The organism is Streptomyces sp. NBC_00443 (assembly GCF_036014175.1).
Lineage (GTDB): Bacteria > Actinomycetota > Actinomycetes > Streptomycetales > Streptomycetaceae > Streptomyces.
The window spans coordinates 8,965,382-8,984,809 of record NZ_CP107917.1; the positions used below are offsets into that span (position 1 = coordinate 8,965,382).

The 19,428-nt window shown below is 71.7% G+C and carries 20 protein-coding genes; 8 read left to right on the forward strand and 12 right to left on the reverse strand.

The features are described from left to right. The first annotated feature begins 15 nt into the window (after window positions 1–15). Window positions 16–1,014 (forward strand): alpha/beta fold hydrolase, encoded by a 999-nt coding sequence (locus OHO27_RS40865; protein ID WP_328429960.1) that lies wholly within the window; start codon window positions 16–18, stop codon window positions 1,012–1,014. Window positions 1,015–1,063: 49 nt separating this feature from the next. Here the strand turns inward: OHO27_RS40865 and OHO27_RS40870 are convergent, their stop codons facing one another. Together OHO27_RS40870 and OHO27_RS40875 are read right to left on the reverse strand one after the other, a co-directional pair. Beyond that, window positions 1,064–2,254 (reverse strand): MFS transporter, encoded by a 1,191-nt coding sequence (locus OHO27_RS40870; protein WP_328429961.1) that lies wholly within the window; start codon window positions 2,252–2,254, stop codon window positions 1,064–1,066. Window positions 2,255–2,336: 82 nt separating this feature from the next. Continuing rightward, window positions 2,337–3,137 carry a DUF899 domain-containing protein gene (locus OHO27_RS40875; RefSeq protein ID WP_328429962.1) on the reverse strand — a complete coding sequence of 267 codons (801 nt, stop codon included), beginning with the start codon at window positions 3,135–3,137 and terminating at the stop codon, window positions 2,337–2,339. A 130-nt stretch (window positions 3,138–3,267) separates the two neighbouring features. Here OHO27_RS40875 and OHO27_RS40880 point away from each other — a divergent pair, with 130 nt between their 5' ends. From OHO27_RS40880 to OHO27_RS40890, 3 genes are all read left to right on the forward strand, one after another. Then, complete coding sequence (locus OHO27_RS40880) at window positions 3,268–3,654, forward strand: metalloregulator ArsR/SmtB family transcription factor (RefSeq protein WP_328429963.1); 387 nt, start codon at window positions 3,268–3,270, stop codon at window positions 3,652–3,654. Beyond that, window positions 3,651–4,142: an SRPBCC family protein gene (locus OHO27_RS40885; RefSeq protein ID WP_328429964.1), complete on the forward strand. Its 492-nt coding sequence runs from the start codon at window positions 3,651–3,653 to the stop codon at window positions 4,140–4,142. Before OHO27_RS40880 ends, OHO27_RS40885 begins: the two co-directional genes overlap by 4 nt. 145 nt (window positions 4,143–4,287) lie before the next feature. After that, window positions 4,288–4,725 (forward strand): ankyrin repeat domain-containing protein, encoded by a 438-nt coding sequence (locus tag OHO27_RS40890; protein WP_328429965.1) that lies wholly within the window; start codon window positions 4,288–4,290, stop codon window positions 4,723–4,725. A gap of 412 nt (window positions 4,726–5,137) precedes the next feature. On the opposite strand, the gene OHO27_RS40895 is transcribed toward OHO27_RS40890, so the two are convergent. Next, window positions 5,138–5,515, reverse strand: a complete 378-nt coding sequence (locus OHO27_RS40895; protein ID WP_328429966.1) for an ArsR/SmtB family transcription factor — start codon at window positions 5,513–5,515, stop codon at window positions 5,138–5,140. Between the two features lie 105 nt (window positions 5,516–5,620). Between OHO27_RS40895 and arsM the strand changes: the two genes are divergently transcribed. Beyond that, entirely contained in the window at window positions 5,621–6,394 is a 774-nt protein-coding gene (arsM, locus tag OHO27_RS40900) for an arsenite methyltransferase (RefSeq protein ID WP_328429967.1), read from the forward strand. On the opposite strand, the gene OHO27_RS40905 is transcribed toward arsM, so the two are convergent. The 3 genes from OHO27_RS40905 to OHO27_RS40915 all read right to left on the reverse strand — a co-directional run bounded on the left by OHO27_RS40905 (window position 6,303) and on the right by OHO27_RS40915 (window position 9,457). Beyond that, window positions 6,303–7,709, reverse strand: a complete 1,407-nt coding sequence (locus OHO27_RS40905) for an MFS transporter (protein WP_443059669.1) — start codon at window positions 7,707–7,709, stop codon at window positions 6,303–6,305. The two genes, arsM and OHO27_RS40905, sit on opposite strands and share 92 nt — an antisense overlap. A 248-nt stretch (window positions 7,710–7,957) precedes the next feature. Then, the gene (locus OHO27_RS40910; RefSeq protein WP_328429968.1) at window positions 7,958–8,713 is read right to left on the reverse strand and encodes a dienelactone hydrolase family protein; all 756 of its coding nucleotides are present in this window, start codon (window positions 8,711–8,713) and stop codon (window positions 7,958–7,960) included. 123 nt (window positions 8,714–8,836) lie between these two features. Next, window positions 8,837–9,457 (reverse strand): L-threonylcarbamoyladenylate synthase, encoded by a 621-nt coding sequence (locus OHO27_RS40915; protein WP_328429969.1) that lies wholly within the window; start codon window positions 9,455–9,457, stop codon window positions 8,837–8,839. 173 nt (window positions 9,458–9,630) lie between these two features. Here OHO27_RS40915 and OHO27_RS40920 point away from each other — a divergent pair, with 173 nt between their 5' ends. Then, the gene (locus tag OHO27_RS40920; RefSeq protein ID WP_328430706.1) at window positions 9,631–11,163 is read left to right on the forward strand and encodes a helix-turn-helix domain-containing protein; all 1,533 of its coding nucleotides are present in this window, start codon (window positions 9,631–9,633) and stop codon (window positions 11,161–11,163) included. Between the two features lie 126 nt (window positions 11,164–11,289). Here OHO27_RS40920 and OHO27_RS40925 read toward each other — a convergent pair whose 3' ends face one another. The 6 genes from OHO27_RS40925 to OHO27_RS40950 are packed head-to-tail and all read right to left on the reverse strand — an operon-like array spanning window position 11,290 to window position 16,796. Further along, window positions 11,290–12,540 carry a cytochrome P450 family protein gene (locus OHO27_RS40925; RefSeq protein ID WP_328429970.1) on the reverse strand — a complete coding sequence of 417 codons (1,251 nt, stop codon included), beginning with the start codon at window positions 12,538–12,540 and terminating at the stop codon, window positions 11,290–11,292. Further along, the gene (locus tag OHO27_RS40930) at window positions 12,537–13,727 is read right to left on the reverse strand and encodes a cytochrome P450 (protein WP_328429971.1); all 1,191 of its coding nucleotides are present in this window, start codon (window positions 13,725–13,727) and stop codon (window positions 12,537–12,539) included. Before OHO27_RS40930 ends, OHO27_RS40925 begins: the two co-directional genes overlap by 4 nt. Before the next feature lie 43 nt (window positions 13,728–13,770). Continuing rightward, the gene (locus OHO27_RS40935) at window positions 13,771–14,415 is read right to left on the reverse strand and encodes a GTP-binding protein (protein ID WP_328429972.1); all 645 of its coding nucleotides are present in this window, start codon (window positions 14,413–14,415) and stop codon (window positions 13,771–13,773) included. Further along, the gene (locus OHO27_RS40940; protein ID WP_328429973.1) at window positions 14,384–14,749 is read right to left on the reverse strand and encodes a DUF742 domain-containing protein; all 366 of its coding nucleotides are present in this window, start codon (window positions 14,747–14,749) and stop codon (window positions 14,384–14,386) included. The genes OHO27_RS40935 and OHO27_RS40940 overlap by 32 nt, the downstream gene beginning before the upstream one ends. Further along, a complete protein-coding gene (locus OHO27_RS40945; protein ID WP_328429974.1) occupies window positions 14,746–15,168 on the reverse strand; it encodes a roadblock/LC7 domain-containing protein in 423 nt (140 codons plus the stop codon). The genes OHO27_RS40940 and OHO27_RS40945 overlap by 4 nt, the downstream gene beginning before the upstream one ends. Continuing rightward, the gene (locus OHO27_RS40950; RefSeq protein WP_328429975.1) at window positions 15,165–16,796 is read right to left on the reverse strand and encodes an ATP-binding protein; all 1,632 of its coding nucleotides are present in this window, start codon (window positions 16,794–16,796) and stop codon (window positions 15,165–15,167) included. The genes OHO27_RS40945 and OHO27_RS40950 overlap by 4 nt, the downstream gene beginning before the upstream one ends. A 213-nt stretch (window positions 16,797–17,009) precedes the next feature. On the opposite strand from OHO27_RS40950, the gene OHO27_RS40955 reads away from it, so the two are divergent. Then, complete coding sequence (locus tag OHO27_RS40955) at window positions 17,010–17,246, forward strand: hypothetical protein (protein WP_328429976.1); 237 nt, start codon at window positions 17,010–17,012, stop codon at window positions 17,244–17,246. A 392-nt stretch (window positions 17,247–17,638) separates the two neighbouring features. Then, window positions 17,639–19,399 (forward strand): fatty acyl-AMP ligase, encoded by a 1,761-nt coding sequence (locus tag OHO27_RS40960; protein ID WP_328429977.1) that lies wholly within the window; start codon window positions 17,639–17,641, stop codon window positions 19,397–19,399. Window positions 19,400–19,428: the final 29 nt, after the last annotated feature.

Sequence of the window (19,428 nt, forward strand, 5' to 3'; positions counted from 1 at the left end):
AGTTCCGGAGGACTCATGTCGCACCCCGCCCAGACGACGGACGTCACACACCGCCTGGTACCCGCCCCCGCCGGAAGGCTCCATCTCGCGGAAGCGGGGACGGGACCGCTCGTCCTCCTCGTGCACGGCTTCCCGGAGTCCTGGTACTCGTGGCGCCACCAGCTGCCGGCACTGGCCGCGGCCGGATACCGCGCGGTCGCCATCGACGTGCGCGGCTACGGTCGCTCCTCCAGGCCGGAGGCGGTGGACTCGTACCGGATGCTGGAGCTGGTGAAGGACAACGTCGCCGTGGTGGAAGCCCTCGGTGAGCGGTCCGCAGTGATCGTCGGGCACGACTGGGGCGCGACCATCGCCGCGACCTCCGCGCTGCTGCGACCCGACGTGTTCCGCGCGGTCGGGCTGCTGAGCGTGCCCTACACCCCGCCCGGCGGCCCGAAGCCGAGCGAGGTCTTCGCGCACATGGGCGGCCCGGACGAGTTCTACGTCTCCTACTTCCAGCAGCCCGGTCGGGCCGAGGCCGAGATCGAGCCGGACGTCCGAGGCTGGCTCGCGGGCTTCTACGCCGCCCTGTCCGCCGACACCCAGCCGGCCGCAGACGCCCCGGACCCGCACTTCGTCGGGCCCGGCGGCACGCTGCGGGACAGGTTCCCCGCCGGCCGGCTGCCCGCCTGGCTCGACGAGTCGGACCTGGACGTCTACGCGGGAGAGTTCGAACGCACCGGCATGACCGGCGCCCTGAACCGCTACCGGAACATGGACCGCGACTGGACCGATCTGGCCGGCCACACCGGCGCCCCCGTCACCCAGCCCTCGCTGTTCCTCGGCGGCGCACTGGACGCTTCGACCACCTGGCTGGCCGACGCGATCAAGGCCTATCCCGCGACCCTGCCCGGCCTGCGCTCCTCACACGTCCTCGACGGTTGCGGCCACTGGATCCAGCAGGAACGCCCCAAGGAGACCAACGCACTGCTGACCGACTGGCTCGCTTCCCTGCCGTCCCCCGAAAGCGCGTAGCTGCCGCGGACCGGCTCGGACCTGTGCGGCGCACCGTGCCCGCACAGGCTCAGGCCCCCACCGCTACCGGCCGTCGCAGCAGATAGGCGGCCGCGCTCGCAACCAGGACGGTCATGCAGGCGATGAACACCAGGCCCGCGCCCTCCAACCCCATCGGTTCGGTCAGGACGCCCACACCGATCACCGGAACCGAGATGCCCGCGTAGGCCACCACGAACAACGTCGAGATCACCGCGGCGCGCCGCTCCGCCGGAGACGCCGCGGCGATCGCGGACAGTGCCCCGCGGAACGACAGCCCCTGTCCGACCCCGCCGACGATCGCGCTCAGCACGACCAGCCACAGCAGGTCCCACCACAGTGCGCCCGCGAGCAGCGCCAGCCCACCGAGGAGGACGGCGCAGCCCAGCGGCAGCGATCGCCCCACTCCGACCGGGCCGACGGCCAGTTGCCCGGCGGTCGAGGCGAAGAAGGCCAGCGCCACGACCAGCCCGCTGACGGCGTGATTCCGTTCGTGGAGGGACTCGGCCAGGAACGCCGGGCTGACCGCAGTGAATACCCCGAACAGCGCGAAACCCACGAACGAGGCGATCGCCGCCGGCCCGAACACCGCCCGCACCTGCGCGGGCAGGCTGGGCCGTTGCGGCCGCACCGTACGCAGTGACCGCCGCTCCCGTACGGTCTCCGGAAGCCGCACCAGCACGGCGACCGCGCACGCCACGAGCGCGAGGTGCACGACGAACGGCAGGTACAGCGGCCACGGAGCGTACTGCGCCAGCACTCCTGCGAGCAGCGGACCGCAGCCCAGCCCGCCCATGTTGGCGGCGGTCGCGATGAAGGTGGCCCGGGAGGCGCCGCCTTGCGGGGCCAGCTCCATCACGTACGCCGTCGCGGCCCCGGTGAGCAGACCGGCGGACAGCCCCGACAGCAGCCGTCCCGCGTACAGCCAGCCCAGCTCCGTGGCGCACAGGAAGCAGACGGCACTCGCGGCCGCGAATCCCAGTCCCGTCAGAATGACCGGACGCCTGCCCACGGCGTCCGAGGCATTGCCCGCCAGCAGCAGCACGCCGATGACGGCGAAGGCGTACACGGCGTAGACGACGGTGACCGTCAGCTCGGAGAACCCGAACTTGTCCTGGTAGTGGCCGTACAGCGGAGTCGGCAGCGTGGTGCCCGCCATGCACACGGCGAACACCGCCCCGCTGAGCACACACGCGAGCCACCCTCGGCGATCACCGTCCATGCCGCCGACGTTAACCCCGCACAGCTGACGGCAGGACCGTCGGGTGGCGGTCGGCATGTCGCGTCGCAGTCAGGCGTCGTCGTCAGGCGTCGTACTCGTCGGGCAGTCGCAGACCGGGTCCGCCGACCTGCATGCCGAGCGGTTCCGCGCGGCCCTTCGGCTCCTCCCACACCTCCTGGCGGCCGAGCGCGGTGAGGTCGAGGTGCGGGTAGCCGTTGTGGAACTCCTCGATACCGCGGCCGAACGTGGAGTAGGTGTGGAAGACGTCGTCCCCGACGCGCAGAAACGCGCTGATGCCCGGATAGTCGCCGCGCATGGCCTCCGACCACGGCGTTCCGGCCTCGGCCAGCTCGGCCTCGGTGCGCTGGTCGACCTCGACCGGTGCGACCCGGTCGTCGACGGTGGAGTGGAAGTCGTAGTTGAAGTCGCTGCCGGCCGAGGAATACCAGGGGAACGTCCACCCCATGCGCGCCCGGTACGCGGCGAGCTTCGCGTACGGCGCCCGGCTCACCGCGGCGAGCGTCGTGTTACGGACGTGCAGCTGCCGCAGCCCGGCGGGGATCTGGTCGGCCGCGGAGGAACAGCTCGAGCAGCCCGTGTCGCGGGGGTGTTCGGTGCCGTCCGCGTCGATGTCGTAGGTCCACATGAAGTGGTGCATGACGAGCTGGGGCCGCCCCTCGAACAGATCGAGCAGAGCGACCTGCCCGTCCGGCCCCTCGAAGGTGTACGGCTTGTCGACGCGCACCATGGGCAGCCGCCGCCGCTCGGCGTTGACCCGGTCACGGGCCCGCGTCAGTTCCTTCTCCTCGGCCAACAACTCCCTACGGGCGGCGACCCACTCCTCGCGCGACACCACCTCCGGCAGGTTCGCCATCGAAGTCATCCGGGTTCTCCCCACACGTCTGGTGCCGAGGGGCCGAAGCGGGCACACGTCCAGCTTGCGCCTGCCCCACCGGGGACGCATATCCGTGCCTGGACCGCTCAATGCGTAACCGATGGGTTACGCTTTCTCCGTGGACGAACTGACGGACCTGGCCGACGCGATCGCCGATCCCGTGCGCCGGGAGATCCTGGTCATGTTGCGACACGCTCCGCTGACGGCGGGCGACATCGCCGCCGGGTTCTCCATCAGCCGGCCGGCGGTGAGCCGCCATCTGCGGGTGCTGCGCGAGAGCGGCCTCGTCCGGGACGAGCAGGCCGGACGCCATCGGCGCTACTCGCTCAACCGCTCCCGGCTGGGGCCTCTCACCGCCTGGCTCGCCCAGTTCGACACCCAGCGGTCCGGCTGGTCGCAGCGTCTCGCGGCGCTGGAGACCGAGGTCCACCGGACCCGCAGGGACCGCACCCGTTCGACCCCCGCCGACGCCCCGCGAACAGAGCACCAGGAGGACACGGCATGAACCCTGAACCCACCGGGCAGCTCGTACCCACCCCGACGGGGTACGACCTGATCATCACCCGCACCTACCGCGCCCCGGTCGACGACGTCTGGGCGAGTGTCACCGAACCGGAACGCACCGCCCGCTGGTTCGGCCCCTGGCGCGGCGAGGCAGGACCCGGCCGGACCGTCGAGGTGCAGCTGGTGTTCGAGGAGTCGGCCCCCTGGTACCCGATGCGGATCGAAGCCTGCGAACCGCCGTACCGGCTCGCCGTCGTGACGGATGACGCCGTCGGCTCCTGGTCCCTGGAGCTGCTCCTGGCCGAGGCCGACGGCACGACCGAGCTCCGGCTGGTCCACCACCTCACCTCCACCGAACAGCTCGGCGAGACCGGCCCGGGCTGGGAGTACTACCTGGACATGCTCACCGCCGCCCGCACGGGCGGGCCCCAGCCGGAGTTCGATCAGTACTACCCGTCGCAGAAGGCGTACTTCGAGTCCCTGAAGTAGCCGAGTGCGGGGCGGGGGCGGGGCGCGGAGCAAATCCGGTCGCGGCCCCTGAACGGCGGAACTACCCTCACCTGGGCCGGTCTTGCCTGCCCGCCGGAGAGCAGGACGGACGGGCGGTCGGTACGAGGCGGGGGGACAGCGGGACTTGGACGGTACGGAGCTCGTCGCGGCGGTGCGACGCGGGGACGCGGAGGCCGTGAGGGCCCGGTTGGAGTCGGGAGCCGCCCCGGACACGGTCACCGACGACGGGCTGCCGGTGCTGTGTCTCGCGCTCACCGCCTTTGACGCCGGCGTCGCACAAGCACTCGTCGAGGGCGGCGCGGATCCGGACAGGCTGCTGCCGGACGGCACGACTCCGCTGGTCCGGGCGGTCGAGGGCGGCTCACCGGCGATGGTGGAAGCCGTCCTGGGCCGGGAGCCGCGGCTCCGCCTGCCCGAGGCGGACGGGAGCGACTGCTGGCCCTGGCCCGGCGCTTGCACGAGTCGGGCGCCGAGGACGAACTCCGGCGCAGTACGGGCGCGTCCGGCCCCGCCCACCGGGTCCGGGTGCTCGACGACGAGTACGACCACGTGGAGCAGCTGACCCTCGGCGGCCGCACGGTCCGCGCCGGGCACAGCGCGATCCTCACGGATATGGAGTGGGCCTTCCGCATCCTGACGCCCGTGGCCGAGCTGGTGGCCAGGGCGGTGGCACCGCGCGATCCGGACCACGTCGCCTGGGCGTCCGTACGGTGGTCCTCAGCGAACGCCGCAGCAAGGAGACGTGGTCGGGCGCTCGCTGCGGCCCATGACGGCAGCCGGGCGGTGACGGACGCCCTCGTCACGTTGCTGTGGGATCCGGTTGCCGCTGTGCGGGGCGCCGCCGCGGAGGCCGTCGGGCCGAGCAAGGACCGTACAGCGGCAGTCGCAGACGGCGCCCACCGAGTCGTGACGGCCCCGTCGAACCTGAGTCGGGCAGGCAGGGCCGCTGACCCAAGCCCGCGGCCGACGAGCAGTCAGGCGGGCGCCTGTGCGGTCCGCGGCGTGGTGAGGAATCCGGCGAGGTTGTCCAGGGCGCCCGGCAGCACCCAGTAGTAGACCCACGTGCCACGGCGTTCGCAGTCGATCAGGCCGGCCTGGCGGAGCAGCTTGAGGTGGTGGGAGATCGTCGGCTGGGACAGGTCGAACGCGGGTGTCATCTCACAGACGCAGACCTCGCCGCCCTCCCGGGACGCGATCATTGACAGCAGACGCAGTCGGACCGGGTCCCCGAGCGCCTTGAATACCTTGGCCAGCTCCGCAGCCCGCTCGTCGGCCAGGGGCGCGGACGCGAGTGGGCCGCAGCAGTTGCCGTCCGTGTCCTGGCCGATCACCGCGAGCTCTTGTTTCGACATGCTTCTATGTTGACGTTTTTCGATCCAGGGCGCAAGCTTGCATCAAAGAACATCAATACAAGCCGTTCCGGGGCGTGCCCGCGCCCCGTCACCCAGGAGTCAGACATGCCCGAGCAGTCCACTGACCTGCGTGAAACCGTCCGCATCCGATACGCCGCAGCCGCCGTACAGGTCACCGAGGGCGGCACCGCCTGTTGCGGGCCGCAGCCCGTCGAGGTCGACGAGAACTTCGGCTCCACCCTCTACGCCGCCGACGAACGCGACGCCCTGCCCGCCGAAGCGGTGGCCGCCTCCCTCGGCTGCGGCAACCCCACGGCCGTCGCCGAACTCCGTGAGGGCGACCGCGTCCTCGACCTCGGCTCGGGCGGCGGCATCGACGTCCTGCTCTCCGCCCGCCGCGTCGGCCCCACCGGCAAGGCGTACGGGCTGGACATGACCGACGAGATGCTCCAACTCGCGCTCGCCAACGCCGCGAAGGCGGGCGCGACCAACGTCGAGTTCCTCAAGGGCAGCATCGAATCGATCCCCCTGCCCGCGGACACCCTCGACGTGGTGATCTCCAACTGCGTGATCAACCTGTCCGTCGACAAGCCCGCCGTCTTCGCCGAGACGTTCCGCGTCCTCAGGCCCGGCGGCCGTATCGGCGTCTCCGACGTGGTCGCCGACGACACGCTCACCCCGGAGCAGCGGGCCGAGCGCGGCGACTACGTCGGCTGCATCGCCGGCGCGCTGTCCTTCGCCGAATACCGGCAGGGTCTGGAGGCCGCGGGGTTCACGGACGTCGAGATCACCCCGACCCACCCGGTCGCCGACGGGATGCACTCCGCGATCGTCCACGCCACCAAGCCCCGCACCGGCGCGAGTCGCCCTTCGAGTTGAAGGCCGGTGCGCCGTGCGCGACGGGAAGCTCCCGCCCCAGGAGGGCGAGCGGGGACAGCGCCATGATCACCGGGGACAGCATCATGCCTGCCGCCGTCACCAGGAGACTTGTGCGCAGCCCCCACTCCTCCGCGAGGAACCCGCCGAGCAGGGAACCGAGCGGGGTCAGTCCCCCGCCGACGAACGTGATCGTCGCGGCCGCGCGGCCCTGCATCCCGTCCGGAGTGACGGCCTGCCGGACGGCCATGACCGTGACATTCACCAGCTGGCCGCCGAACCCGAACACGAAGCCGATCGCAAGGAGTGCGGCGACCGTTGCGGCGGAGGAGCCGTGCAGCGCCGGCACCCACAGAAACGCGCCGTCGCCGAGTGCCGCCGCACCCACGAGCACCGCGCCATGACCGAAGCGGCTCGGCAGGCGCGCGGCCAGCAGTGAGCCCAGCAGCGCACCCGGTCCTGCCGCCGCAAGCGCCAGCCCTACGACGGTGCCCGACAGATGCAGTTCCCGCGGAAGGAAGAGCAGATAGACGGTCATCATGGCCGCGAACGAGAACTGGAAGGCGGCTGAGGCCAGGCACACGGTCCGCAGCGCTGTACTGCCGGCGACGAAACGCAGGCCCTCATGGATTTGCCGCCAGACCCGAGGGGGGTGCGGGTGCCCCGGGCGGTCCGGGAGCGACTCGGATCGGCGGATTCGCCGGATCGACAGGAACGACAGCGCGAAGAACATCGCGCTGGAGGCGGCGGCAAGCGGCGCCGACAGCAGCGACACCAACGTGCCGCCGAGCGCGGGACCGCCGATCTGCGCCGCGGAACGGCTGCCCTCGAGCGCGCTGTTGCCCCGCACCAGTTGGTCGCGTTCCACCAGCCGTACGAGAGACGCCTGGTAGGCCACGTCGAAGAACACGGACAGGGCCCCGACGGCGAAGGCGAGCGCAAGGAGGAGGGGCAGGCCCAACCAGCCGCCGAAGCCGGCCAGGGCCGCGGCGGCCAGTGCCAGAGCCCGGCCGATGTCCGTGAGCACCATGGTCGTGCGGGTCCGCCACCTGTCCACCCACGCGCCGACGAAGAGCGAGAGCAACAGGATCGGCGCCTGTCCCACCGCACGCAGGGCGCCCAGCTGGCCTGCACTGGCATGGAGCGTCAGGACGGCGAAGAGCGGCAGAACCACCAGACTTGCGTGTTCACCGAGTTGGGAGGCTGTCTGACCCAGCCAAAGTCTGCGGAAGTCGGGATTCCGCCACAGGCTCGACGGAGCAGGGCGACCGGAATCGGATACGCCGGAATCGGATGCGGGAGAGGAAGCGGACGGCACGGAGATCCCTTGGGTTGCCGACAACGAGGCCGTCACCCGGCGCACCACACGTGCGTCGAGGGTTCAGGCAGGGGAAGGCTCGCTGTGCCGCAACATCAAGGGCAGCACGCGATGACAGGCCGGAAACGGCCTACAACGTCAACGCGCGCCGGGAAGACCGACCATGTCTCAGCTCCTCGTGACTCACTCGCTGCACAGGACTCCAGCGGCGCATCGGCGCCTGTTCTTCAACCCCGGCGGACCGTTACTCAGAACGTCCGCTTCAGCAGATCGAGCAACGCCGCCCAGTGCCGCTCGTCCGCGGCCTTGTCGTACGCGGCGGTGTCGGCCTGCGTGTATCCGTGGTGGGCGCCTTCGTAGACCTCGTAGCGGTGGCGGACGCCGGCCTCGGTGAGCGCGGCGGCGAGGCGCTCCATCTGCTCCCGAGGCATCGAGTGGTCCGCGTCGGCGTGGCCGAAGTACAGCTCCGCGGTGACGTGTTCGGCGGCCAGATGCGGGCTGTCCGGCGCGTCGGTCGCCAGCTGCCCGCCGTGGAAACCGGCCGCCGCGGCCACCCGCTCCGGGTAGGCACCGGCGGTGCGCAGGGCGAGCCGCGCGCCCATGCAGTAGCCGGTGAGGGCGACGGGACCGTCGGCGAACTCGGGCCGTTCGGCCATCCAGCGCAGATAGGCGCCGGCGTCGCGCACGGCGAGCTCGGGCGTCAGGGACTGCATGACCGGGCCGATGCTGTCGAACAGCCCGGGCCGCGTGGCGGGGTCGATGAACTCGGGCAGATCGAACACCGGGCTGCGCCCGTGCCGGTAGAAGACGTTCGGCACGAGGACCGCGTACCCGGCGCCGGCGAGCCGGTCGGCCATCGACCGCAGCTGCGGACGCAGCCCGAAGGCGTCCTGGTAGAGGAGGACGCCCGGCCGGGGAAGTCCGTCGCCCGGGTGGGCCAGGTAGGCGTCGGCTGCACCGTCCTCGGTGGGGACGTCCACGTCTGTTCCCTGTACGGAGGTCATGCGGGTTGCCTCTCTGCGCGGTCCACGGCGAACGGGTCGCCGACCCGTCGGAACCGGGTCGCGCACATGGTTTCAGGCACCACACAAACGGGCTGCGGCACCCCCGCCCACTTGGGTACGGCTTTACTCGAACCGGGACGTGTCCCCCGCTCCCTTCCGCACGATCTCGGCCTCGCCGCCCGAGAAGTCGATCACCGTCGTCGGCTCGGTGCCGCAGTCCCCGGAGTCGACGACCGCGTCCAGCACGTGGTCGAGCCGGTCCTTGATCTCCCAGCCCTGAGTCATCGGCTCGTCCTCGTCGGGCAGCAGCAGCGTGCTGGACAGCAGCGGCTCCCCGAGCTCGGTGAGCAGCGCATGGGTGACGACGTGGTCCGGGATGCGCACGCCGACCGTCTTCTTCTTCGGGTGCTGGAGCATGCGCGGCACCTCCCTCGTCGCGGGCAGGATGAACGTGTAGCTGCCGGGCGTGGACGCCTTGATCGCGCGGAACACGTCGTTGTCGACCCGCACGAACTGGCCGAGCTGCGCGAAGTCCTGGCAGACCAGGGTGAAGTGGTGCCGGTCGTCCAGGCGGCGAATGGTCCGGATCCGGTCGATGCCGTCACGGCTGCCCAGCCGGCAGCCCAGCGCATAGCAGGAGTCCGTCGGATACGCGATGAGCGCACCGGCACGGACGCTGTCGGCGACCTGGGAGATGGTGCGCGGCTGAGGATTGTCGGGGTGCACGTCGAAATACTTCGCCATTCACCGAGCCTATGCCCTGGAGGCCATGCTGCTGCGCAGGCACCCGAATCGCTGCTGCGTCCATGTATCGGTTCGGCTCGTCAGGCCGTCCGGCACCGTGTTGATGAGGGCATGTGAGGTAACGTCCCGGGCGGTATGCCATGAGTGACGTGCAGGGCGAGGTGAAGGCCTACATGGCTGGCAGAGAGGACGGGGTCCGTCAGACGGGGGCGAGGAGCGGAGAGGCCTCCGCGTGGGCGGAGGAGTTGCTGGACCACCTGCGGCCGAACGGACGGGACGTCGGCCGGGTCGTCGCCTGGCTCGCCGACGCCGTGCAGGGCACCGCCTCGCTGCAGGACGACACGGGCGCGCTGCTCGCGGGCACGCCGGTGGACGTGGACGACGACCTCGTGGCGGCCGTCGCCGCCGGCCGGATCGCGTCGGCCGCCTGGGAAGGCCAGGGCCGGCACCTCCGTATGGTGCGGGTGTCGTACCCGAACCCGACGTCGGCGGGCGTGATCGCGGTGTCGCGCGAGACCCCCTTCGACCGGCGCAGCTCCGACATCGTCACGCACACCGTCCGGGTCATCGAACTGCTGCTGAAGGCGGGCGAGACGACCGCCGCCGGGCGGCGGCTCGAACGGGCGACGTCCGATCTGCGGCTGGCGATCCTGCAGTTGCTGATGGTGGAGGACACCGTCTCGGCGCGGCGCGTCGCCGCGGGACTGTGGCCCGGTCTGCTGGACACGGACTCCGCCTGTGTCTACGTCGTCGAGTGCACCGTCGAGGAGCGCGACCGGCTCGCCGGGGAGTGCATCGACGCGACGGGCGAGCGGGCGCTGGTCGTGCTCTGCCCGGCGGTGGACGAGCACGTCATCGTCGTCACGCCCGGCGAGGCCGAGGCCCGGGAACTGCGGACGCTGATCAGCCCCCGCCCGCGTACGTTCCTCGGCGGCAGCGCCCGGCAGAGTCTGGCCCGCACGGCCACCGCGTACGGGCAGGCGGTGAGCGCGCTGGCCGTGGCGCACTTCCGGCCCGGGAAGGCCGCGGTCTACGCCGAACGCACCCACCCCGAGCGCCTGATCGACCCGGCGCCCCTGCGCGGCTGGGCGGCCAGTGTCCTGCACCCGCTCGACACCCTGGCGCACCACACCCGCGCGGAACTGCTCGCCACCACCCGGCTGGGCCTGGAGTTCACGGCCGTGAGCGCCGCCAAGGTCCTCGGCGTCAGCCGCAACACCGTCCGCGCCCGTATGGAACGCGTGGAAGCCCTGCTGCGTACGGACTTCTCCGACGTGACCGCCCGTGCCGTGGTCCACCTGGCGCTCAACACCCAGGTGAGCCTTGCGGACGCACCCGACGCCGACGGTTCCGCGGCAGCGGCTCAGGCCTCGCTGTGCGACCTGCTGTCCGGGCCCGCCCTGCGCACCTGGGCGCAGGACGTGCTCGCGCGCCTGGAGGACGACACACGTGACCTGCGCCGGACCCTGCGCACCTGGATCGCCGAGGGCGGCAACGCCGAACGTGCCGCGCAGACCCTCGGCGTGCACGCCCAGACCGTCCGCGAGCACGTCCGCAGCGCGGAACCCGTGCTGGAACGCCAGCTCCTCGCCGGCGGCAGCGACCTGTACGAGGTCGTCCTGGCCCATCTTGCGGTGGGTGATCTGGATCAGCCCGCCCTGCCCGCGCCGAAACCGGGCCTTCCGGACTCACTTGTGCACAGGTGAGTCCGCAGGGCGGCACATCGGGCACGGATGCGATACCCAAGGCCTCCGCCGTCGACGTAGGTTCGACTTCCCGCGGGGGCACGACCGGAACGGGGGACCGGTCGCGTCCCCGCGCGCGAGGCCGGTTCAGGCCCGCAGCCGCACCGGGATCTCCTGCCATCCGAACGCGATGAACGACGGCACCTGACGCAGCTCGTCCGCGCCGACGGCCGGCTGCAGGCCGGGGAAGCGGTCGAAGAGGGCGGGCAACGCCGTCAGCGCTTCGACGCGGGCCAGCGGCGCCCCGATGCACCGATGCACCCCGATCCCGAACGCCAGATGGTCCTCGGCCCCGCGCGACGCGTCGAAGCTGTCCGCGTCCGGCCCGTAGTGCACGGGGTCCAGCCCGGCGGCGGCGTACGTGGTGATGATGGCGTCCCCGGCGGCAATGGTCACGTCGCCCACCTCGATGTCTGTCACGGCGAACCGCAGCGGGAGGGACGCGATCGACGGATGCACCCGAAGCGTCTCGTCGATCACCGCGTCCCAGCCGATCTCCCCGGCGCGTACGGCGGCCAGCTGCTCGGGGTGGGTCAGAAGGGCGACGACCGCGTTGCCGATGAGATTGACGGTCGTCTCGAACCCGGCACCGATCACCAGCAGCAGCGTGTACAGAAGCTCCTCGTCGCTGAGGCGGTCACCGTCCTCGTCGCGCACCCGGATCAGCTCGGTCGTCAGATCGTCCCCGGGATGCTCGCTGCGATGGGCGATCAACGCCCCCAGCACCGTGCCGATCTGCTGCTGCACGAACGCGGCGTGCTCCGGGCTCGGGTCGGAGGTGTCCATGATGGCCGCGATGAGCTGGGCGGTGTCCTCCCGCAGCTCCTCGGGCACACCGAACAGTTCGCAGATCATCCGCATCGGCAGCGGGTGGGCGAACGCGGCCTTCAGGTCGACGACCGCGCCGCTCGCGTCGTCCGCGCCCGCCTTGTCGAGCGCGTCGAGCAGTTCCGCGGTGATCGCCTCCACCCGCGGTCGCATCTTCTCCGTGCGCCGCTGGGTGAAGCTCGGCGCGACCAGCCTGCGCAGCCGCGTGTGGTCGGCGCCGTACGTCGACAGCATGTTGATCACGCCGACCCAGCCCAGGATCCAGCCCCAGGAGGGGTGTTCGCCGATCTCGGGCCACAGCCGCCAGTGCTGTCGGGGATCCTTGCTGACCCGCGGGTCGAGGATGAGTCCCTTGAGGGTGTCGTAGCCCGTGGGCGCCCACGCGGGGATGCCGCCCGGCAGCTCCACGGGCACGATCGGGCCGAGGGCGCGCAGCCGGGTGCTCTCGGTGGCGATGTCGGCGCCGAACGGGTCGATGGCGACACGGTCGGTGCGGTCGGTCACGGTCACGACGGAACTCCTGGGTGGTCGGGGGAGCGAGGGCTGAACCGGACGGGCAGCGAGGTCAGCGAGCGGTGGAAGGGGCCGGGCCGCCAGGTCAGGCGAGCCCGGGGCAGGACCGGCTCCAGGTCGGGCAGCCACTGGGTGAGCCGTTCGATCGCCTCGGTGGCGATCAGCAGCGTGTGCTGCCGGACCGGGCAGGAGTGCGGGCCCGCCGACCACGACAGGTGTGAGGCGTCCTTGGGGTGGCGTCCGCCGGTGACCTCCTCCTCGGCGAAGTGCGCGAGCGCCCCGTAGGAGACGACGACCGGCACCGCGGACCTGATCCATGTGCCGTGGAACGACACGGGGTTGCGGGCGTAGTGGATGCCGTAGTTGGCGAGCGGCGTCTCGTGATGGAGGACCTCCACGACCGCGTCCATCACGGGGCGGGCGCCGCTGGTGAGGGTGGAGTAGTAGAGCGGGTTGCCGAGGATGCGGGAGAGCGCGTTCGACACCAGGTTGGCCGTCGGCTCGTGCCCGGCGCCGAGGGTGAGGAACACCTGCCAGGTGACCTCCTCGGGGGTGAGCCCGGCGGGGTGGTCCAGGAGCCGGCTCGGCAGGTCGTCGCCCCGCCGCTCGGCCTTGGCGGCGATCAGCTCCAGTACGTAACCGCCGAACTCCGCCTCACCCTCGGCCGCTTCCGCGCCGCCCTCCATCAGCTTGCCCAGCGCGGCGTTGAGCCGGTCGCTCTGGCTGTCGGGCAGTCCGAAGAGACTGTTGAACACCAGCGCCATCAGCGGCCGGGTGAACTCGGCCACCAGATCGGCCTCGCCCTTCGGCCCGAACCGGCCCACCAGCACCCGTACGGCCCGGTGCACGCGCGCCCGCAGGTCGTGCGGCTCGATCAGGTCGAAGGTGTCGATCAGCGAGGTGCGGTAGCGGACATGGGCCTCGCCGTCGGCGAACAGCGTGTTGGGCCGCCAGCGCATCATGCCGAGGATCGGCGAGTCGTCGGCGACCGTGGCCTCCCAGGGCCGCGGGTCGTGCGAGAACGTGTCCGTGTCGTGCAGCAGATCCAGCGCCGCCCGCCGGTCGGTGACGACGTACGCTGGCACACCCGGCGCCAACTCCGCCCAGCCGACCGGGCCCTGGGCACGAAGGGACTCGTAGTAGCGGTACGGATCCAGCGCGAAGCCGTCCTCCCACAGCCGCACGGGGGCGGAGCGCGAGAAGGTCTGCCGGTCGGGGAGTGGGTGGTCACCGGTCCTCCGGAACGTGACGGTCGATCAGGTGCTGGACCAGCGCGAGCAGCGCGTCGACGGACGAGTCGGCGTCCCGCGCGTCACAGGTCACCATGGGTGTGCCGGCCTCCAGGTCCAGGGCGGCGCGCAGCTGTTCCTCGGTGTGGTGCCGGGGCGCGTCCGGAAAGGCGTTGAAGGCGATCGCGTACGGCAGTCCCGTCTCCTCCACCAGCCCCAGCACGTCGAACGACGCGTCGATCCGCCGGCTGTCGACCAGGATCAGGGCGCCCAGCGCGCCGTACGCGATGTCGTCCCACAGCGCCCGGAACCGTTCCTGCCCGGGCGTGCCGAACAGGTACAGCACCACCCCGCCGGGCAGGCTGATCCGGCCGAAGTCGACGGCGACGGTGGTCGTTGTCTTGTCCCGCACCCCGGCGAGATCGTCCACCTGCGCGGACGCCTCGCTGAGCGGCTCCTCGGTGTGCAGGGGCCGGATCTCGGAGACGGAGTCGATCAGGGTCGTCTTGCCCACGCCGAAGGGACCGGCGACCAGGATCTTGACCAGGTCGCGGGCGGTGTCGGGCAGGTGGATGTCCGCGGCCGGGTCTGCGGTGCCGGGGACGCCGGTGTCACGGGTTGTGCTTGAGGGCGCGAAGGCCATCGGCCACTCTCTTCAGCAAGTCGGGGTCGAAGCGTCCGGCGGGCGGGATCGGCGCACGGGCCAGCGCCAGGTCGCGGTCGACGAGTTCGGCCGCCAGCACACGCACCGCGGACACCGGCAGCCGCAGCAGCGCCGCGGCCTCCACGACCGTCAGCGAACCGGCGTCCAGGGCTTCCAGCAGGGCGAGTTGGGCGGCCGGCAGACCGGTCGGCGCGGGGGTGCCGGTGCCCGTGAGCACCGACAGCCGCTCCAGCTGGGGCCGGCTCGGCCGGGCCACACCGCCGGTGGACAGATACGCGGGAACGAGGGGACGGCCGCCAGGGCGGCCCGTCATGCCCGTGCGTCGCCGTCGCCGCCTCGGGGCGCGGCGGCCATCGCCTTCTCGCCCAGCCGCGCCACCTGCGAGTGCACCCGGTGTGCGAGCAGGTCCAGGCGCACCTCCTCGTCCCCGTAGGCGGCCACGCAGGTGCCGTGGTCCGTCGGCACGATGAGCACGTACCCGTGGTCCGACTCGATCACCACCTGCCGTACCTCGGCGCCCTCCCGGTCGGCGAACGCGGCTGCCGCCGTCCGGCACGCCGCCTGCACGGTGCTGGTGATCGCGGCCACCCGCTCGGCCGAGGGCCGGGTGAGCGCGTCGGTGTATCCGGTCACCAGTCCGTCCCGCGTGAGCAGCACGGCGGCGACCACGTGCGGCACCTGCAGGATCGGTTCGAGCACCCACGCCGTGTCTCCCGTGTCGCGGCTGGTCATCGAGCCGTTCCCCCTTCATGGTCGGTCTGTTCGGTGTCGTTCGCGTTCGCCGCGGCCTCGGTCGGCCGCTGCGCCGCACCCTCGCTCTCCGGCTCGGTCTTCGGTACGGCGGTCGAGGCGTCGTCGGCTTCCTCGTCGGCCGCGGACCGAGCGGCTGCGGTACCGGCCTGCAGCGCGCCCAGTGCGGCGGCGGCCCGCTCCGGTCGGCGCACCGCGGGTCGCGAGGCGGGCATGTCACGCGCCGCCGCGGCGACCTGTGCGCGGCGCCGGCGCCGGGGCAGACCACCCGTGTCGCTCGGGCCGTGATGCCCGGACACGGGGCCGGAGGCGTCGACGTCACGGTCGGCGCCGTATCCGTGCGAGCTGCCGGACGCCTCGGTCGCCGGGGCGACGTCGGCGGATGCTTCGGTGCCGGGGTCTTCGCCGGCGGATGCCCGGGTTCCGGTGTCGACGGTTACTTCGTCCCGGGAGGCCGTGCGCGTGGAGCGCGGCGCACTTGCCGCGGGCGGTCGCTCGGCGGGGTCGACATGGCTGAGCAGGTGGCTGTCGACGCGCAGCACCGCCCGGACCCCGCCGTAGGGCGACGGCGATGACACGTCCACGCTCAGATCGAACTGCCTGATCAGCTGCCCGATCGCGGCGAGCCCCATGCGTGGCGGATCGCCGAGGTCGGTCAGGAGAATCGGCTCCGAACCCGCCACCAACCGCTGCGCGCGGGCGCGTTCATCCTGGGTCATGCCCAGGCCCGCGTCGTCGACCGTGACGCAGACGCCGTGATGGACGTGCTCCAGGTTGACCACGACGTCCGTGTCCGGTGCGGAGTGCCGCAGGGCGTTGTCGAGGAGTTCGGCGACGATGATCGCGACGGGCTCCACGGCGTGGGACACGAGCGCGGTGCCGGCGGTCAGGTGATGGTGGACCCGGACCCGGTGGTAGCCCGCGAGCCGGGCCTGGCCGCCGGTGACCGCCTCCACCAGATGGGACTCCTCCCGGGCGAGCCCGACCCAGGCGCCGCACACCACGGCCGCGACCTGCGCCCGCCGCAGCGACTGCTCGTTCTCGTGGTCCAGTTGGTACAGGGTCTGCGCCAACTCCGGGTCGTCGTACTTCTGTTGGAGCTGCCGCAGGGCGTCCTGCAACCGGTACAGGCCCGCCTGGATCTCGCGTGTGGCTCCGCGCATGCCAGCCTGTGCCGCCGCGTCGATGCGCGTGCGCTGGGTGGACAGCTCGGTGCGCAGTCCGTTCAGCACGTTCTCCAGCGCGGGGCCCAGCGGCGATGCCGCGGTCTGCGGATGCAGCGGACCGGGTACGGCGACATGGGGGTGAGCCAGCCGGCGGGCGGCGGCCGGGACGCGCTGCGTCGCCAGATGCTCCACCTCGGCGGTGAACGCCTCCAGTACGCCCTCGAGTTGGCGGCGCAGGGCGGTGATCTCGGCGCGCTGCCTGGCCTGTTGGCGCTGCGCCTTCAGCAGCCCGCCGCCCAGGGCGAGCGCGGACAGCATGCCGACGGCGAGACCGCCGGTCGCCAGGTCCGGTAGTTCGATCATCGAGTCGGTTTCCCAGGGGGTCGGTTCGGGGCAGTCGGGCAGGGCTCGGTCCGCGGCCGTGGGACGAGGCGTTCGCAGCACAGTACACACCGTCATCGACCGATCTCGCACGGTCGATCGATACTTGATTTCGAAACTGCCGGGGCTCTGCTCACTTCTGCCTGAGACTGTCTGTAATGCCTACGGCGTACGGGAGTTGGCGCGTTTGTCTGCCCCCGGGAGGGTGCCGTGTGTGCCTGGTCGGACGGCGGGTACTCGGCGAGCCCAGGAACGAGAACGCCGGAGGAGGCCAGCATGACCAGTGGCACCGAGGCCGGTGGCGTGACCGGTACGCAGGACAAGGACTACAACCTGATCTGGTACGTCGAAGCGTGCCTGAGCAACGCGCTGCGGCTGGAGACCTACATCGAGGACGCGGAACGCGGCAAGGACACCGAGGTGGCCGACCTGTTCCGCAAGGCCCAGGCGGACAGCCGCAAGGGGGCCGAACTCGGCAAGGATCTCCTGCGCAGGCGACTGAACGGCGGCTGACCGAGGGGCCGCCGCAACGGCCCGGACAACTGCGGGCCCGGACACCGGGTAGCCGCGGTGTCCGGGCTTTCGTCTGTCCGGGAGCGGTTCCCTCCGAATGGGGCCGACGGGTGTGGGACATACCTCACTGCGCGAGCTGTGGTCGGACACATAGGGTTAACGCCTGTTCGGCCCGTCGGACCGAACGGAGTTGCTATCGTTCAACTCGCCGGTAGCAAGCCACACGGGGGATGTGAGGAGTCGGCGGATCAGCGTCGTCACTCCTCGGCGGGTCGTCGGGACGAACGGTCGGGCAAGGGGGCCCGGGCCGATCAGGCAGCTGCGTCCATCCAGCACCTGAGCCTCGAACTCCAGTTCCTCGCCCACCGATCCAGACAGGTGAGACTCGCAACATGGTTCGATCTCTGGTCGATCTGCTGACCAAGCACGCCGCCCACCACCCCGACCGAACCGCCTACCGCTACCTCGCCACCGGCGACTGCGACGGTGAGATCCAGGAGATCTCGTACCGCCGTCTCGCCGACCGGTCCCACGCCGTCGCCGCCTGGCTCCAGGAGCGCGGCCTGGCCGGCTCCCGCGCCATGCTGCTGTACCCGCCCGGCCCGGAGTTCATCTGCGGCTACCTCGGCTGCCTCGCGGCCGGTGTCGTGGCCGTCCCGGGCGTCCCGCCGCAGGGCCGTTCGCAGAACCACCGTGCCCTCACCCGGATGAAGCGGCTCATCGCCGACGCCGACGCCAAGGTGATCCTGGGCGGCCGCGAGGTGATCACGGCCCTGTCCGGCATGGTGGAACACCTGCCCGAGCTCGCCGACATCACCTGCGTCGCCACCGAGGACATCCCCGACGAGGCGGCCGCCGCCTGGCGCGAGCCCGACCTCACCGCCGACTCGGTCGCCTTCCTCCAGTACACCTCCGGCTCCACCTCCGCCCCGCGCGGCGTCATGGTCACCCACGGAAACCTGCTGGACAACGAGCGGGTCATCACCGAGCGCATGGGCCACACGCCGGACGCCGTCGCCGAGCACGACCACGAGATGTTCGTCAGCTGGCTGCCCGTGTACCACGACATGGGCCTCATAGGCCCCGTCCTCAACACGGTCTACCTCGGCGCGACCGCCACGCTCTTCTCGCCGCTGCACTTCCTGCAGCAGCCCCAGCGCTGGCTGACCGCGATCAGCCGCTACCGCCCGCACACGAGCGGCGGCCCCAACTTCGCCTACGAACTCTCCCTCAAGCACGCCGGCCCCGGACTCCTCGACGGCCTCGACCTCAGCAGCTGGCGCGTCGCGTTCAACGGCGCCGAACCCGTACGCGCCGCCACCCTGCGCCGCTTCACCGAGACCTTCTCCCCGGCCGGTTTCCGCCGCGAGGCCCTCTACCCCTGCTACGGCCTGGCCGAGGCCACCCTCATGGTCACCGGCGGCACGGTCCAGACCCCGCCCACCCTGCTCCAGGCCCCCGAGACCGGCCCGCACGCCGGCCGGACCGACGCCGCGGCCGTCAGCTCGGGCCGCCCCGGCCCCGACCTCACCGTCGCCATCGCCGACCCCGAACGGCACGAGGAACTGCCCGAGGGCGAGGTCGGCGAGATCTGGGTGCGCGGCGCGAGCGTCGCCAAGGGCTACTGGCGCAACGCCCTCGCCACCCGCGAGACCTTCCGCGCGACGCTGGCCGGGCACGAGGGCCGCTTCCTGCGCACCGGCGACCTCGGATTCCTCCGCGACGGCGAACTCTTCGTCACCGGGCGTCTGAAGGACCTCATCGTCATCGACGGACGCAACCACTACCCGCAGGACCTGGAACTGACCGCCGAGATGTCCCACCCGGCACTGCGCCCCGGCTGCACCGCCGCGTTCTCCGTGGAAGTCGCGGAAGCCGCGGAGTCCGTGGCAGGGGGCGACGGGGGAGCGGGCGGCGAGCAGCCCGTCATCGTCGCCGAGATCGCCCCGGACGCGGCGGCCGAGGCGGAGAAGATCATCGACGTCATCCGCAGCGGGATCGGCGAGGCCCACGGCCTGTCGGTGCGTGACGTCGTCCTCGTCGAGCCGGGCACCATCCCCAAGACGTCCAGCGGCAAGATCCAGCGCCGTGCCTCCCGCGCGGCCTACCTGGGCGGCACCCTCGCCGTGCTCGACGCGCCCGTCCTGAGCTGACCTCCGCCCGGTCCACCGTCGTACGGCCA